At 74.7% G+C, this 14,987-nt stretch carries 15 protein-coding genes; 4 read left to right on the forward strand and 11 right to left on the reverse strand.

Going from position 1 to position 14,987, the window contains the following annotated elements:
- Together ACFW6P_RS00520 and ACFW6P_RS00525 are read right to left on the reverse strand one after the other, a co-directional pair.
- Positions 1 to 477 carry a roadblock/LC7 domain-containing protein gene (locus ACFW6P_RS00520; protein ID WP_386350198.1) on the reverse strand — a complete coding sequence of 159 codons (477 nt, stop codon included), beginning with the start codon at positions 475 to 477 and terminating at the stop codon, positions 1 to 3.
- Positions 474 to 2,930 (reverse strand): ATP-binding protein, encoded by a 2,457-nt coding sequence (locus tag ACFW6P_RS00525; protein WP_386422441.1) that lies wholly within the window; start codon positions 2,928 to 2,930, stop codon positions 474 to 476. Before ACFW6P_RS00525 ends, ACFW6P_RS00520 begins: the two co-directional genes overlap by 4 nt.
- A gap of 420 nt (positions 2,931 to 3,350) precedes the next feature.
- Between ACFW6P_RS00525 and ACFW6P_RS00530 the strand changes: the two genes are divergently transcribed.
- Positions 3,351 to 4,505, forward strand: coding sequence for a substrate-binding domain-containing protein (locus tag ACFW6P_RS00530; protein ID WP_386350204.1), 1,155 nt, complete (start codon positions 3,351 to 3,353; stop codon positions 4,503 to 4,505).
- 18 nt (positions 4,506 to 4,523) lie between these two features.
- Here the strand turns inward: ACFW6P_RS00530 and uppS are convergent, their stop codons facing one another.
- The 4 genes from uppS to ACFW6P_RS00550 all read right to left on the reverse strand — a co-directional run bounded on the left by uppS (position 4,524) and on the right by ACFW6P_RS00550 (position 7,656).
- A complete protein-coding gene (gene uppS, locus ACFW6P_RS00535) occupies positions 4,524 to 6,266 on the reverse strand; it encodes a polyprenyl diphosphate synthase (protein WP_386350207.1) in 1,743 nt (580 codons plus the stop codon).
- An 84-nt stretch (positions 6,267 to 6,350) separates the two neighbouring features.
- Positions 6,351 to 6,503, reverse strand: coding sequence for a hypothetical protein (locus ACFW6P_RS00540; RefSeq protein ID WP_386350210.1), 153 nt, complete (start codon positions 6,501 to 6,503; stop codon positions 6,351 to 6,353).
- On the reverse strand, positions 6,500 to 6,892 hold the full coding sequence (locus tag ACFW6P_RS00545; protein WP_386422444.1) for a hypothetical protein: 393 nt from the start codon (positions 6,890 to 6,892) through the stop codon (positions 6,500 to 6,502). Before ACFW6P_RS00545 ends, ACFW6P_RS00540 begins: the two co-directional genes overlap by 4 nt.
- An 80-nt stretch (positions 6,893 to 6,972) precedes the next feature.
- On the reverse strand, positions 6,973 to 7,656 hold the full coding sequence (locus tag ACFW6P_RS00550) for an ANTAR domain-containing protein (protein WP_386350213.1): 684 nt from the start codon (positions 7,654 to 7,656) through the stop codon (positions 6,973 to 6,975).
- Between the two features lie 184 nt (positions 7,657 to 7,840).
- On the opposite strand from ACFW6P_RS00550, the gene ACFW6P_RS00555 reads away from it, so the two are divergent.
- Complete coding sequence (locus ACFW6P_RS00555; RefSeq protein ID WP_386350216.1) at positions 7,841 to 8,200, forward strand: STAS domain-containing protein; 360 nt, start codon at positions 7,841 to 7,843, stop codon at positions 8,198 to 8,200.
- A complete protein-coding gene (locus tag ACFW6P_RS00560) occupies positions 8,197 to 9,150 on the forward strand; it encodes an anti-sigma factor RsbA family regulatory protein (protein ID WP_386350219.1) in 954 nt (317 codons plus the stop codon). The genes ACFW6P_RS00555 and ACFW6P_RS00560 overlap by 4 nt, the downstream gene beginning before the upstream one ends.
- Positions 9,151 to 9,166: 16 nt before the next feature.
- On the opposite strand, the gene ACFW6P_RS00565 is transcribed toward ACFW6P_RS00560, so the two are convergent.
- From ACFW6P_RS00565 to ACFW6P_RS00585, 5 genes are all read right to left on the reverse strand, one after another.
- Positions 9,167 to 10,204: a rod shape-determining protein gene (locus ACFW6P_RS00565; protein WP_386350222.1), complete on the reverse strand. Its 1,038-nt coding sequence runs from the start codon at positions 10,202 to 10,204 to the stop codon at positions 9,167 to 9,169.
- Positions 10,205 to 10,342: 138 nt separating this feature from the next.
- Positions 10,343 to 10,603 (reverse strand): hypothetical protein, encoded by a 261-nt coding sequence (locus ACFW6P_RS00570; protein ID WP_386350224.1) that lies wholly within the window; start codon positions 10,601 to 10,603, stop codon positions 10,343 to 10,345.
- Positions 10,600 to 11,001, reverse strand: a complete 402-nt coding sequence (locus tag ACFW6P_RS00575) for a hypothetical protein (protein ID WP_386350227.1) — start codon at positions 10,999 to 11,001, stop codon at positions 10,600 to 10,602. The genes ACFW6P_RS00570 and ACFW6P_RS00575 overlap by 4 nt, the downstream gene beginning before the upstream one ends.
- An 11-nt stretch (positions 11,002 to 11,012) precedes the next feature.
- A complete protein-coding gene (locus ACFW6P_RS00580; RefSeq protein WP_386350230.1) occupies positions 11,013 to 12,362 on the reverse strand; it encodes a carboxyl transferase domain-containing protein in 1,350 nt (449 codons plus the stop codon).
- The gene (locus ACFW6P_RS00585) at positions 12,355 to 13,800 is read right to left on the reverse strand and encodes an acyl-CoA synthetase (protein WP_386422447.1); all 1,446 of its coding nucleotides are present in this window, start codon (positions 13,798 to 13,800) and stop codon (positions 12,355 to 12,357) included. The genes ACFW6P_RS00580 and ACFW6P_RS00585 overlap by 8 nt, the downstream gene beginning before the upstream one ends.
- Positions 13,801 to 14,108: 308 nt before the next feature.
- Here ACFW6P_RS00585 and ACFW6P_RS00590 point away from each other — a divergent pair, with 308 nt between their 5' ends.
- Complete coding sequence (locus ACFW6P_RS00590) at positions 14,109 to 14,987, forward strand: RimK family alpha-L-glutamate ligase (RefSeq protein WP_386350235.1); 879 nt, start codon at positions 14,109 to 14,111, stop codon at positions 14,985 to 14,987.

Raw genomic sequence — 14,987 nt, forward strand, 5'->3', positions numbered from 1 at the left:
TCAGCCGGCCGACGTGGCGCCGACGTTGTTCTTCAGTTCGAGCACCAACTGCGGTGTGAGCGCGGTTCCGGCCCGGTTGGCGAAGAGAGCCATCTCGTAGGCCACGGTGCCGAGCTTCGCCTCGTTGGACGTGACCACTCCGAGGACGGCGCCGCTGCCGATGGCCGACACGAGCACATGGCCGTTCTCCAGGTCGATGATGACCTTGTTGAGGACGCCCAGGCCGTAGTTCCCGGAGGCGCCCGCGGCGAGGCTCGTCAGACCGGAGACGATCGCCGCGAGCCGCTCGGAGTCGGCCTGGTCGCGCAGTTGCGAGGCGGCGATCAGCAGACCGTCGGACGAGACCGCGATGGCGTCCACGACCCCGGCGGTCTCCGCGGCGAACCGGTCGAGCAGCCAGGTGAAGTCGGCCGCGGCGGCTCGCAGGTCCGTTGCTTCCGTCCGCTCGGAACGGCTGTCGCCTGTCGACGTGGTCACTGACCCGACTCCTTCTGGGATTGCTGTTCTTCCGATGGTGTGCGGTCCTGGTGAGGGACCGGTGGGGCCATGGTGCTGTCCTGCTCCGCCCTGCGCACGGCGTCCTCGAACTCGTCGAGCTCCGAACGTACCGCCTCGGCGTCGACGGGGCCCAGCACCGTCGGGAGCGCCCGATCGGCCGGCGGTCTCGTCATGGCCAGCGTGGCGCCCCGGACCCGCCGCCGCAACGGCGTGCGGGACTCCCGCGCGGACTCGCCGGATCCCAGGCCGGGCACCGCCTTGGCACGTCGTGGCAGGCGGCCCTCCGGCGACTCGATCACCGGCCGGCGTTGCAGGAGGGGGACGGCGGTGGCGGACACCGGCGGGGGAGTACCGGGCTCCTGCCCGGCAGCGGCCGGGGCGCTCGCCGCCGGACGGACCGGCTGCGGACCGGAGGGGGAGCGGGGCGAGGACGCCGGGGATCCGTGGCCCGTCAGCAGATGCGCGGACGGGATCCAGACCGTACTGGTGACCCCGCCGCCGGGCGTACGGCTCAGAGCCACCCGCACGCCCCAGCGCCGGGCGAGGGCGCCGACGACGAAGAGGCCGAGCACCTTCGTCGGCACGAGGTCGAGGCGTTCCCGCCGGACCAGCCGGGCGTTCTCCTCGGCGAGGCGGTCCGCGCTCATGCCCAGGCCGTGGTCGATGATCTCGATCAGTGCCCCGCCGTCCGCGGTGACCTCGCTGCCGGGCCCGACGGTCACCTCCACCGGCGTGTCGGCCGGGGAGAACGAGACCGCGTTCTCGAGCAGTTCGGCGAGCATCAGCGTGAGGTCGTCGTGGAGGTCGGGGGAGATGGTGATCTCCGTCTCCGACCGCAGCGACACCCGCTGGTAGCCCTCGATCTGGCCGAGCGCGGCCCGGATGACGTTGCCGAGTCCGGCCGGCCGGGCCTTGACGTCGGTGTCGCGGATACCGGCCAGCAGCATCAGGCTGTCGGCGTTGCGCTGCATGCGTACCGCGATGTGGTCGATGCGGTAGAGCTGCTCCAGGAGGTTCGGATCGGTCTCCTCCCGTTCGACGGCGTCGATCAGCAGCAACTGACGTGACGTCAGGTTGCTGACCCGCCGCCCGACGTTGCCGAACATCTCGGCGACGTTGCGCCGGCTCTGCACCTGCCGCTCCAGCAACTGGGCCGCCGTGACCTGTACCTGGTTGAACGCCTCGGCCAGCTGGCCGATCTCGTCGCGGACCGGCACCGGGATGGGCCGGGTCCGCAGCTGAGTGCCGTCGGCGACGTCGTCGTCGGCGACCCGTGCGAGCTCCTCGCCCGCGACGTCGACCACCTGTTGGGCCGCATCGGTCAGGGCCCGCATCGGGCGCTGGACCGAGCGCCGGACCAGGACGGAGAAGGCCAGCCAGGTGGCGAAACCCAGCAGGGCGAGGCCGACCATGAGCCAAGCCGCGCGCAGGGCGCTCGCGGACGCGGCGTCGGCGCGGGCGGCGATCTGCTCGATCAGCGTCCCGGTGATCTCCAGGCGGGTCCCGGCCTGCTCGGTCGCGGTGTCGATGCCCGCCCGCAACTGCGCCGGAGTCCGCCCGTGCAGCGACTCCGGATCGATCTTGAGCTCCGCGAACTGCGCCTCGATGCCGTTCTGCTCGGCGGCGCGCTCGATGCCGTCGAGAAGCATGACCTGCTGCGGTGTGGCGATGCGCTCGAAACGGGCCTTGTGCAGGGCGTGGAGTTCGTGGGCGCCGACCGCTCGGGTGTACGCGGTGAGCGCGTTGGCGTCCCGGCTCTGCGCGGAGAAGACCGCGCTCTCGAAAGCGGCGTGCGCGGCGTCGGCACGCAGCACCGTGTCGAGCAGGGTGATGTCCGAGGACGAGGAGCTGCCGGAGAAGCGGTCGAGCCCGATCCCGTCGATCAGGTAGCCGATCGCCGCGGCGTAGGCGGGGTCGATGTCGGCCGCGGGAACGTACCCCCGCTCCAGCTTGTCGCGCAGGACGGTCAGGTCCTGAAGGTAGTCCAGTGCCCGTGCCTCCTCCTTCGGCAGGCTCGACCCGAACGCGGAGCGCACGGCGGCGATCTGCGCGTCGGTGGCACGCTGCGCCTCGCGGTACTCGGTCGTGGACGGCCGGGAGGTTCCCGGGCGGGCCGCGTCGTAGCGCACGGACAGCACCAGCGCCAGCCGGTGTTCGGCCTGCACCTCGCTGATCAGCCGCGTGACCTGCTCGCTGTCACGCACCAGAGCCGCGATCCGGCCGGCCTCCCGCGCCCGCTCCGCCTCGCCGCCGACGCCGACGCCGAGCAGCACGCCGACGGCGACGACCGGAGCGATCACCAGGATGTTGAGTTTGCGCCGGAACGGCCACCGGTCGAGGAAGACGGTGGTTTTCCGCCGCCATCCCGCCGGACCGCCCGCGGGGTCGGGTGGGGCGTGTGCGAGTGATGGGTCCACGGTGTTCGCGGGCACCCGGGCCTCCTTCGACGGCTCCTGAGCGGTGACCGGGTGCCGTTGCCTCGGACCGCACCAGCACCGGGGAGCACACGTGGCACCGGCACGGTCACTCCGCGGCGCACGCAGGGGTATTCGGCCGCTTGTCCGGAACTGGCCGTGTGAGAGTACCGTCTGTGCGGGAGTTGACAAGAGGCGCTCCGATGACGAGGCAGGGTGAAGGCCGCATTTCCCCTCGTGTCGTCCGCAGATGACCCGCTCACCGTCGGTGGCCGACGGCTTTCCCTCGGTGCCTGCTACATTCCCACCTCAGCACGCCCCGGGCGCCGCACCGGCCGCCCTGACGCAGGGCCGTGCACCGGGACCCTCGTCACCCCGAGACGTCCCTCTCCTCCCCCATGCAAGCCCCTTACCTCTCGCGCCCTGTGAGGAGACCCTGTGCACCACACCCGCAAGTCGGCCGTGACGGCCGCCGCGCTTCTGGTGGTGGCCGCCACCGCGCTGACCGGCTGCGAGTCCGGCTCCAGCGGCACCGCGTCCGGGGCCGGCTCCAACGAGTCCCGAAAGCCCGGCTGTCCCGCCGTCCTCGCGGGCGCCGAGCGGGCCGTCAGGAAGGCCGAAGACGTCAACGCCCCCTGGCAGGGCCCCACCACGGGCCCCGCGGCCGTCCCCGGCAAGACCATCGTCTACATCGCCCAGACCCTGACCAACCCCGGTGTCACCGGTGTCGCCCAGGGCGTCCGGGAGGCCGGCCGGGTCATCGGCTGGGACGTGCGCACCATCAACGGACAGGGCACGCCCGCAGGCATCCGGGACGCCTTCGACGAGGCGCTCGAACTCGAACCCTCCGGAATCGTCGTCGCGGGCTTCGACCCGAAGCTGACCGCCCGCCAGATGGAGCGGGCCGAAGCCGCCGGCATCCCGCTGATCGGCTGGCACGCGGTCGCCGATCCGGGCCCCAGCGAAGACCCCGAGCTCTTCAGCAACATCACCACGGACGTGCGGGACGTGGCGAAGATCAGCGCAGACTGGATCATCGCCCGGTCCCAGGGCCGCGCGGGCGTCGTCCTGTTCACCGACGCCTCCATACCCTTCGCCAAGCGCAAGTCCGACCTGATCAAGCAGGAGCTCGCCACGTGCTCCGGCGTCAGTCTGCTCAGCTACGAGGACATCCCCATCCCCGAGGCCAACAGCCGCACCGTCAAGGTGGTCTCGTCCCTGCTGAACCGCTTCGGCGACACGTGGACCCATTCCGTCGCCGTCAACGACCTGTACTTCGACCACGCCGCGGCGGCCCTGCGCAAGGACGGCCGGGACGGTTCGGGCGCCCCGTACAACATCGGCGCGGGCGACGGCGACCCGTCGGCCTTCGAGCGCATCAACGGCAGGCGGTTCCAGGCCGCCACGGTGCCCGAACCGCTGTCCGAGCAGGGATGGCAGATCATCGACGAGTTCAACCGCGCCTTCGCCGGAAAGCCGGCCAGCGGATACGTCGCCCCCGTCCACATCAGCACCGCCGCCAACAGCGGGGGAGCGCTGTCCTGGGACGCCGAGGGCTACCGCCTGGCCTACCGCGCGATCTGGGACAAGTGACCGCGCCTGCCGCCGGCATCACGGCGTGGACATCGGTACGTGCGGAGCCGCGCCGTGGCGGCGCTGGCGGTGGGTGTAGGCGGTGACGGCCCGCCAGAGGTCGCGGCGGTCGGTCTCGGGCCAGAGGCCCGCGGTGAAGTGGAGCTCCGCGTACGCCGCGTGCCACGGCAGGAAGTTGGAGATGCGCTGCTCGTTGCCGGTACGCCAGAGCAGGTCCACGTCCGGCATGTCCGGGTGGGGCAGATGGCGGGCGAAGTCCTCGTCGGTGATCAGGTCCGGGTCCAGGTGGCCGGCGCGGGCCCGGCGCGCCAGGGCGGCGGCGGTGCGGGTGATCTCGTCCCGGCCGCCGTAGTCGATGCACATCGTCAGCGTCAGACCGGTGCGGGTGCGGGTGGTGCGCTCCCGCAGCTGGAGCAGGTCGGCCAGGTCGGGCGGCAGGCGGTCGGCGCGGCCGTGCCAGCGCATGCGGACGTCCAGGTCGCGGAAGGGGTCCTCGGCCAGCTCGCGGCGCAGCAGGTCGAGGATCGCGTCGACCTCCTCGGTGTCGCGCTTCCAGTTCTCCGTCGAGAACGTGTACAGCGTCAGGTGGCGCAGCCCGACGTCCAGGGCGCCGTGGACGACCTCGCGGACCGCGCCGGCGCCGGCGCGGTGGCCCTCGTAGCGGGGCAGGCCGCGCTGCTCGGCCCAGCGGCCGTTGCCGTCCATGATCACGGCGACGTGGGTGGGGAGGTCGCCGGGCGGGACGGCGGGCGGCCGCTCGCCGCTCGGGTGGGGCGGCGGGCGGCGGAAGGCGGCCGGCCGGACCGGTGCGCTCCGCGGGACCTGCGGCGGCTCCCGCCGGGGCGGCGACGTCAGGGGCGTCAGGCTCCAGGCCAGGGCCGCGCGGGCCCGGGCCGGGGCCAGCACGCGGGCCCGGGCGAGCAGTGAGGGGCGGGGCCGGGTGCGCAGCACGGCCGGGCCGGCCGCGTCGACGGCGTCGAGCTGGGCGTGCAGCAGGGCGGCCATCGTGTCCAGGACGGTGGCGGGTCCGGGGTGCATGCCGCGGGTGAGGGCGTGCTGTGCGGTCCACCGGCGGGCCAGGGCCGTCAGATCCGCGACCAGGGCCGAGACCGCCGGGCTCCAGCGGCGTTCGAGCAGGTCGCCGGCCGCGTCCGGGTGCCGGTCGAGCGCCTCGTCGGGCAGCAGCAGGTCGCCCTCAGCGAGGTCGGCGGACAGGTCGGTGAGGATGTCCGTGAGCCGGACGCCGTCGAGGAACTCCTCGTAGGCCTCGCGGGTGTCCAGCCGGAGCGCCACGGGAACGCCGGCCCGGTCCAGGATCGTGCGGACCTGGGCGAACCAGGGCAGCAGGTTCTCCCGGCCCCAGGCGCGCCACGCGTCCCAGTCCGCGAAGCGCCTGCCCCGGGTGTCGTCCCGGACCTGGGTCATCGCCTCGCTCAGCTCCGACAGGTCCAGGCGCCAGCGGGCCGCGGTGTCCACCAGGGCGTGGCGGACCGGGTCCTCGCTGGTGCCGGTGGGCAGTTCGCGGTGCAGGGCGGTGATCCAGGCCTCGACGCGGGCGGCCCGCTCGGCGGCGGGAGCGGTGCGGTCGTCGCCCAGGTCGTCGAGGGCGTTGGCGGCGGCCCACAGGGCGTGCAGGGACGGACGCAGGGGCGCGGGGACCAGCCGGATCAGGGCGTACTCCGCCGGATCCTCGTTCCTGGTACGGCGTCGGCACAGTCGGTAGGCCGCCCGCAGGGCCGGGTCGGCAGGCGCTTCGCTCACACCGAGGACATTACGTCGCGGGTGCGCGGGGGTTCGTGCAGGGGGGCCGGTGCCGCGTCGCGGCGCGGGGGCGGCCACCACGGCTCAGGCCGTGGTGGTGTCGTCGCCCTGCTGCCTTCCTTCTTCCGTCCCCGTGTCGTCCCGCTCGCCGTCCGCCTGGGACGGGGTGGGGGTCGGGGCCGTGTCCTGGTCGTCCTCGCGCTCGCCTTCGGCCTGGGACGCGGTCTGGTCGCTCATCGTGCCTCCTCGTGCCGTTGCGGCACGGGGTACCCAGGTGGGACCGGGATGACCGCGTCCGCGAGCCCCGCTCGGGCGCCGGGCGCCCGACCGGGCGCGGACCCGCCCACGGGATCGGCGGCGTCCCGCCGCTGGTCGCCCTCGGTCTCGGGACGGTGGTCGCGGCGGAACAGCTCGTGGTGCCGGGCCCGCACGCGCGCGCAGGGCGGCTCCTGGCCGTCGTGGATCCGTCCCCGCGGCCTCTCGCACCGCTCGTGCGCGATCGCTGCCCGGGGGGCGGTCTGGTCGATCCGGGTGTCCGGCAGGGCGCGGAGGAACGTCTTGTCCCACTGGCAGGTGAGGACGTCCGGCGGCTCCGCGGCGGGGATCTCGGCCGGTTCGCGGCTCACGTGACGGCGTATCAGGCCGCAACCGACGCTCGGGTGCTGACGACAAGTCCGCCGGATGCGGGACCGGCCCGTGGGGGGCGTCACCCCGCGCGGCGCCTCGCGAGGACCGTCCGCAGTGCCGAGCGCACGGCGGCGGGTGGTGCCGGGCCGTCCGGCTCCGCGCCGGCCGTGACCGCGGCCGCTACCTCGCGCAGCTTCGTGTTCGACAGCTGGGACGTCTCCCGCAGGATGTGCCACGCCTCGTCGGACGTGCACCCGTGGGTGGCCATCAGCACGCCCCGGGCCTGGTCGATGACCGGCCGGGAGGCGATCGCGTGGCGCAGCTGCTCGACCTCCGACTGCAGGGTGTGCAGCTGCTCCGCGCGCTCCAGGGCCACCGCCGACACGGTCGGGGCCCGCGGCGCGGTGTCCGGGGCCGGCCCGGCCAGGGGGTCGGCCGTGTCCAGGCCCGCCAGCTCCAGGATCCGCCGCGGCTGCCCGTTCCAGTTCCTGACCGTCACCGTCAGCGACCGCTGCCCGGCGTGATCACCGAGCACGTCCAGGAACCGCAGGCCGGCCGTGTCCATGAAGTGCACGTCGCCCATGTCGAGGTCGACCCGTGTGATCGAGGCGGGCAGTTCCGCCAGGGTCCTGGCCAGGACGTCCGCGCATCCCTGGACGAGCTCGCCCCGCGGGGCGAGCTCGGCACCGTCCGCGTCCACACGGCCCCTGATGACCAGGTTGTTCAGCCCTCCTGAGAGGTGTGATGATGCCGCTGACGTCATGTCACCGCCTTGTCGGTCCTCAGTCGCGTTCGTTCCCCGGGACTGCACGACGTCGCTCGCCCCCGTGGACGCCGGTGTTCAGGTGCGCGTGCCCGCCGTGCGGCTTACTACACGCGTCACGGGGAATGAGCTTGTCCCGTGCGGGTACGTGCGCCGTGGTCCGAGAACGTGGAGGAGAAGGGGCGTGGACACTCGGAGTCAGCTGCCGACGGCGGGGGAGCGGGGTCCGGCGCCGAGACTGGCGGTGTTCCCGCTGGCCGGGCGGCGGGGTGTCCGGGCGGCCGGTGAGGTCGGCCTGGCGACCCGCGCGATCTGGGAAGGCCTACTGGAAGAAGCCGTTCGTGAGGGTGAGGGCGTGTACTACCTGGAGCTGTCCGACGTGACGTTCGTCGATGTCGCGGGCGCCGGCGCGCTCGCGGCCGCCGCCGGGCGGCTGCGGCGGGACGGCCGGCGGTTCGTGGTGAACCGCCCGCCGGCCGCGCTGCGGCGCACTCTGGACCTGCTCTGGCCCGGTCAGGCGGGGATCGAGGTGTCCACCCCATGACCGCTGCCGCGGCCGGCGCTTTCTGGCCCCTCACGCCCTTCTCCCACCCCGCGCTGCTCTACCGGGACGAACAGGACTACCTCGACGGCACGGTCCCCTTCGTCCGCGAGGGCCTGGAGGACGGCGAGCCGGTGGCGGTCGCGGTGCCCGGTGAGAACCTGGCCCTGATCCGGGACGCCCTGGGCGCCGACGCCGGTGCCGTGCGGCTCGTGGACATGCGCGAGGCCGGACGCAACCCGGGGCGGATCATCCCCGGCGTGCTGCGGGCCTTCGCCGACGTCCAGCCGGCCGGACGCCGCGTGCGGATCGTCGGCGAACCCTTCTGGGCCGGCCGCTCCGGCACCGAGTATCCCGCCTGCGCCCAGCACGAGGCGCTCATCAACGCCGCGTTCCGGGGCCGCGCGGCCACCATCCTGTGCCCCTACGACGCCGGCCGGCTGCCCGGGCGGGTCCTCGCCGACGTGTACGCCACCCACCCCACCGTCATCCCCGCCGGCTCCCGCGCCGAGCAGGACAGCGCCGCGTACGCCCCCGACGAGGTCGTCGACCGCTACAACGAGCCGCTCCCGCCCGTGCCGGACGCGCTGACCCTCGCCTTCGACTCCGACGCGCTCTCCCACGCCCGGCACGTCGCCGTCGGGGAGGGCTCCCGGCTCGGTCTCACCGGCGTCAAGCTGGACGACCTGGCCCTGGCCGCTGCCGAGCTCGTCACCAACAGCGTCGTGCACGGCGGCGGCACCGGTGAGCTGCGGGTGTGGCCCGAGGACGGGTACGTGGTCTGCGAGGTGCGGGACGCGGGCCGGCTCACCGACCTCCTGGCCGGACGCCACCGGGTGCCGCGCGAACAGCGCGGAGGGCGCGGGCTGCTGCTGGTCAACCTGATCGCCGACCTGGTGCGCGTGCACCGGGGCGACAGCGGGACGACCGTGCGCTGCTGGTTCGCCCGCTGACCGGAACCGCGGGCCCTCAGGTGCCCAGCGGGTCCAGCGCCAGCGGTTCGATTCTGCCCTCCAGCATCGCGCCGAGGCCCTGCACGGCACACACGTCCGGCCGCTCCGCGATGTGCACGGGCATCCCCGTCGCCTGCCGCAGCATCTGGTCGAAGCCCGGCAGCAGGGCGCTGCCGCCGACCATCATGATCCCCCGGTCGGCGAGGTCGGCGACCAGGTCGGGCGGGCAGTCCCGCAGCACCTTGCCGATGCCGTCGAGGACCGCCGTGAGCGGTGTCTGGATGGCGTCCCGCACGGCCGCGGTGTCGACCCGGACGGAACGGGCCAGGCCCGTGGCGACGTCCCGGCCGTGGATCTCGGTGGTGGCCGGGCCCTGCGCGGTGAGGCCGTTGCCGGACAGGGCGAGCTGCAGCGGCCGGACCGACTGGCTCGGCAGCATCAGCTCGTGCTCGTGCCGCAGGTGCTGCACGATCGCGTGGTCGACGGCCTCGCCGCCCACCGGGATGCGATCGGCGGTGACGATCGAGCCGAGGGACAGCACGGCCACCTGCGTGGCCGCCGCGCCGCACACCATGATCATGGTCGCCTCCGGCTGCTCCACGGGCAGTCCGCAGCCCACGGCGGCGGCGATCAGCGTGTCGACCAGTTCCACCCGGCGGGCCCCGAGGCCGACCAGTGTCTCGATCGCGGCGCGCTGGGCGAGCGGGTCGGCGTCGTGCGGGGTGCAGGCGGCGGCGCGCAGGATCGGCTTGCGGCGCAGGCTGCGGCGCATCTTGTCGCCGAGCAGGTGCCGCAGCATGCGCTGGGCCATCTCGATGTCGACGACGGTGCCGCCGGAGACCGGCCGGACCACCCGGATGTAGTGCGGGGTGCGGCCCGTCATCTTCTCCGCGAGCTCCCCGACCGCGATCAGCGCCCCGGTGCGGGTGTTCACGGCGGCGGCGGACGGCTGGTCGACGACGAGCCCGGCCCCCTTGACGTAGACACGCGTGCGGGCCGCCCCCAGGTCGACGGCGAAGTGGCAGCGGCGCAGCTGCTCCAGACTGGCGGTCATGGCAGGTCCTCCCGAGAGCGCAGACCGTGGGGGGCCGCCAGGCGGCGGGCCTCCCTCGCATCGTGCGCGGCGGCCGGCGGGGTTCGCCTTTCGGAGGGGGCCGGGCGGGGTGCCGCCGAACGGGGGTTTGACTTTCCGTCACAAGGAGCGGGCGGCCCGCAGCAGCGGGGCGAGGGAGGTGACGGTGGTGGCGCACCCCGCCTCGCGCAGCTGCCGGTCGGCGGTGGTGTTCCGGGCGAGTCCGACGAACCGCAGACCGGCCTGCTGCGCGGCCGTGCTCGGCGACCGTGGAGTCGACGAGTACGCCGGACGCGGTGCCGCCGCCCGCGCAGTGCGCGGCGCGCAGCAGGACGTCGGGGTGCGGGGTGGGCAGCGTGAGGTCCGCGGCGCGGCCCTCAACGCCGGCCAGGGGCAGACGGTAGGGGTCGAGGTAGCGGCGGACGGCCGCCGCGCACGAGACCACGCCCACCCCGGCGGCCCGCCTCGTGCAGGGCGCGCACGCGGGGCACGGCGTTGTGGGCCGTCGGCGCGTCCGGGACCGCCCGCAGCTCCAGCGCGTCGAGGCGGTCGCGCAGCAGCGGGCCCAGCGGGTCCCGGGCGAAGGCCCGCAGCACGTCCAGCGGATGCGCGAAGGTGTCCGGATCGGCCGCGGCCGGGACCGCCCGCGCGTCGCGGTGCGCGGCGACGACGGCCAGCAGGTCGCGTACCGCCTCGCGCGTGGACCGCGCCGGGAACAGCCGGGCCACGGGTCCGTCGAAGCCAAGGTGACGGAAGGTGCGGGACGGGGTGCCGGTCATCCACCGCACTCTCACGGGCCGACCGTGCCGCGGATCACCCCCAGCTCCACCAGGTCCTGCGGCCGGATGCGCAGCCGGTCCGCCGTCGCCTCCACCTCGCGGGGCGGCCGCTTGAGTATGGCCGCCGCGAGTTCGGGGGCGATCACCGAGAAGTAACTGTCGGGCGTGGCCCAGGTGTTGCCCGGGGCGGCCAGGGCCAGGGCGCCGCCGGAGCCGCCCTCGCCGATCACCAGGGTGGTCACCGGCGTTCGGGCGGACGCGACCGCGGCGAACACGTCGGCGATCGCCGCGCCCGCGCCCTGCCGCTCCGCCTCCGCGTCGTTGGCGGCGCCCGGGGTGTCCACCAGGGTCAGCACCGGGACGCCGAGCCGGTCCGCGAGCCGGATCAGCCGGGCGGCCGTGCGGTACCCGGCGGGGCGGGTCGCGGTGCCGGTCTGGGCCGCGTAGGCGATCGTGCGGCCCTCGTGGCTGCCGAAGCCGCACAACATGCCGTCCGGGTCGGCGCCGCCGCAGCGGTCGCCGCCGAGCGCGACCCGTTCGGTGAAGTAGGCGTCCAAGTAGGCCTCCGCGCGCGGGCGCTGACGGGAGCGGGCGCGCCGGACGGCGTCCCAGCCGGTGGCGGGCAGGGTCGCGGTGTCGCCCAGCGGCTCCGGTGGCGGGGCGGGCGTGCGGGACGGGCAGGTCAGCAGCCGCAGCCACCGCCCCAGCGTCCCGCGCAGGTCCTCCGGCCGTACGACGGCGTCCGCCGCTCCCGCCGTGACCTGAGCCTCGGCCGTGTACGCCGCCGGGTCCGCGTTTGCCGGGCGCACCCGGGACCCGGCGAAGCCGACCTGGGCCCCGGTCAGCGCGAGCACCACGTCGGCGCCCGCGCCCAGGGTGGCCCAGCCGCCCCCGGTCGTCGGGTCGCGCAGCACGGCGATCTGGGCCAGCCCGGCCTCCCGTGTGAGCGCCGACTGGCGTGCCACGCGCTGGAGCTGGGTCAGCGCGAGCATGCCCTCCTGCATCCGGCTGCCGCCGGTGGCGACCAGCGGCACGACCGGCAGACGGCGTGCACGGGCGTGCGCGTAGGCCGCCTGGAGCAGGTCGCCGGTGCGCTCGCCGAGGGAGCCGCCGAGGAAACCGAACTCGAACGCGATCAGCACGGCCCGGACGCCGCCCACGCGGGCGGTGCCGCACACCACCGACTCCCGCTCGCCGGTCCGCTCGGCGGCACGGGCGCGGGCGGCGTCGTAGCCCGGCCAGGCGAGCGGGCCGTCGGGCCGGGCGTTCCTCGTGTTCCGCGCCGGCTCGGGGAGTTCGGCGAAGGTGGCCTCGTCGGCGAGGACGGTGAGGACCTCACGGGCGGTCGGGCGCTCAGCCATGGGCCAGCGCCCTCTTCATGATCTTCCCCATGTCGTTGCGGGGCAGGGCGTCGAGGTGGTGGACGACCCGCGGGCGCTTGTGCGGGGCGAGCCGCTCGGCCACGTGGGCGGCCAACTCGTCCAGGGAGGGCGGGGACTGGGGATCGTCCGGCACGATCCACGCCACGATCCGCTCGCCCAGGTCGGCGTCCGGCTCCCCGGTCACCGCCGCCTCCCGCACTCCCGGGTGCTCCAGGAGCGCGTTCTCGATCTCACCGGCCCCGATCTTGTAACCGCCGCTCTTGATCAGGTCCGTGGCCTTGCGGCCGACGATCCGGACACAGCCGTCCGGGTCGCGCACCGCCATGTCGCCGGTGCGGAACCAGCCGTCGGCGGTGAAGGCCGCGGCGGTGGCGTCGGGGCGGTTGAGGTACTCGGTGAACAGGTTCGGGCCGCGCACCTGGATCTCGCCCACCGTCTGCCCGTCGTACGCCGTGATCCGCGAGCCGTCCTCCTCCACCAGCCGCAGCTCCACGCCCGGCAGCGGCACGCCGACCGTGCCCGGGCGGGCCTCGCCGTCGGCCCGGACACTGGTGTTCATCAGCGTCTCCGTCATGCCGTACCGCTCGATCACCCGCCGCCCGGTGGCCGTCGCGATCCGCCCGTGGTCGTGCACCGGCAGCGCGGCGGACCCGGAGACCAGCAGCCGCGCCCCGGTCAGGGCCTTCACCAGCTCCGGTTCGCCCGTCACGGCCTCGGCGATCCGGTGGTACATCGTGGGCACGCCGAACAGCATGGTCCCGCCCGCGCCGAGTTCGCGGGCCACGCCCCGGGTGCTGAACCGGCCCAGGTGCCGCACGGATCCGCCGCGCCGCAGGGGGCCGAGGATGCCGAGGACCAGGCCGTGCACGTGGAACAGCGGCAGCGCGTGGACGAGGACGTCGTCGCCGGTCCACTGCCAGGCGTCGGCCAGCGCGTCGAGGGTGGAACTGATCGCCCGGCGCGGGACGACGGCGCCCTTGGGCGGGCCGGTGGTGCCGGAGGTGTAGACGATCAGGGCCGGCGCCTCGTCGTCGGCGCGGTCCTCGGGGACCGGCCCGGTCGCGTGCACGTCGACGTCCACGCGGGCGAGGCCGTCCAGGGCGGCGGGGAGCCGGTCGTCGGGCGCCGTCAGCACGAGGCCGGGCGCGCTGTCGCCCAGGATGTGGCCGAGTTCCCTCTCGCCGGACTTCGGGTTGAGCGGCACGGCGGGCACACCGGCCAGCAGCGCGGCGACGGCGGCGACGGCCGTCTCCAGGGTGGGCGTCGCCCAGACGGCCACCCGCCGGGCTCCGCCGATACGGCCCGTGAGCGCGCCTGCCGCGGCGGCGAGCTGCGCGTAGGTCAGGGAGCGCTCGCCGAACCGGAGGGCCGGCGTGTCACCGGGGGCGTCGGTCAGGGCCGGGAAGAGAGGGTTCACGCGTCGGATCTCCTTGGCTGTCGTGGGCGGTTGCCGGGGGCCGGGCCGTCCGTCCCCGGCCGGGGACGACCGTCACCGGCCATGCCGCCGCCGGTACGACCGCCACCACGCCTTCTCCGTACACCATCGGCCGCCGGAGGAAACCCTCGCGGTCCACGTCCGGGGCGGCCGGCATGCCGATCGCGCCGATCGTGAGCACGGCCGTACGCCCCCCGAAGGGGAAGGCCGACCAGGGTGTCGCCGGCGCGGACGGGATTGTTAGCCTGCGGCACGAGCCGATCGATCGTCCGACCGAGGAGGGAGCGGCCGTGGCCGGCACCCCGCGCATCGCCGTCGTCACCTACGACCCCCGGGGCGCCCGGCACAAGGACCGGGACCTGCCGGTGCTGGTCGGGGCGCTGCGGGAGGCCGGGGCCGAGGCCGCCGCCGTCACCTGGGACGACGCGGCCGTCGACTGGGCCGGGTTCGACCTCGCCCTCATCCGCTCCACCTGGGACTACAGCCGGCGTGGCGCGGAGTTCGCCGCGTGGGCCGAGCGGTGCGCGCGGGTGACCCGGCTCGTCAACCCGGTCGAGGTCGTGCGGTGGAACGCCGACAAGCGGTACCTCGGGCAGCTCGCCGAGGCCGGGGTGCCCGCCGTGCCCACCCGGTACTTCGCGCCCGGCGAGGCCGCCGAGCTGCCCGTCGGCCACGAGTACGTCGTGAAGCCCACGTCGGGGGCCGGTGCCCGCTACGCGGGCCGCTACCCGGCCGGGGAGCGCGACGCCGCCGCACGGCAGGTCGAGCGGATGCACGCCGAGGGGTTCACGGTGATGGTGCAGCCCTATCTGAGCGGCATCGACACCGAGGGCGAGCGGGCCCTGCAGTTCTTCGGCGGGCGGCTGCTGCACGCCAGCGTCAAGGGCGCCGTCCTCGCGCCGGGCACGCCCTACGACGCCGACAAGACCCCCCACCCCGACCTGCGGCCCTGGGAGCCGACGGCGGCCGAACTCGCCGTCGCCGAACGGGCCCTGGCCGCCGTACCCGGGGACCCGGAGCTGCTGTACGCCCGGGTGGACCTGGTCACCGGGCCGGACGGGGAGCCGTGGGTGATGGAGCTGGAGCTGATCGAGCCCAACCTGTTCCTGTTCCTGCACCCGGGGTCCGTGCCCAGGGTCGTGAAGGCGGTGCTGGCCGCCGCCGGCTGA

The sequence above is a fragment of the Streptomyces sp. NPDC058741 genome (assembly GCF_042746715.1).
GTDB lineage: Bacteria > Actinomycetota > Actinomycetes > Streptomycetales > Streptomycetaceae > Streptomyces.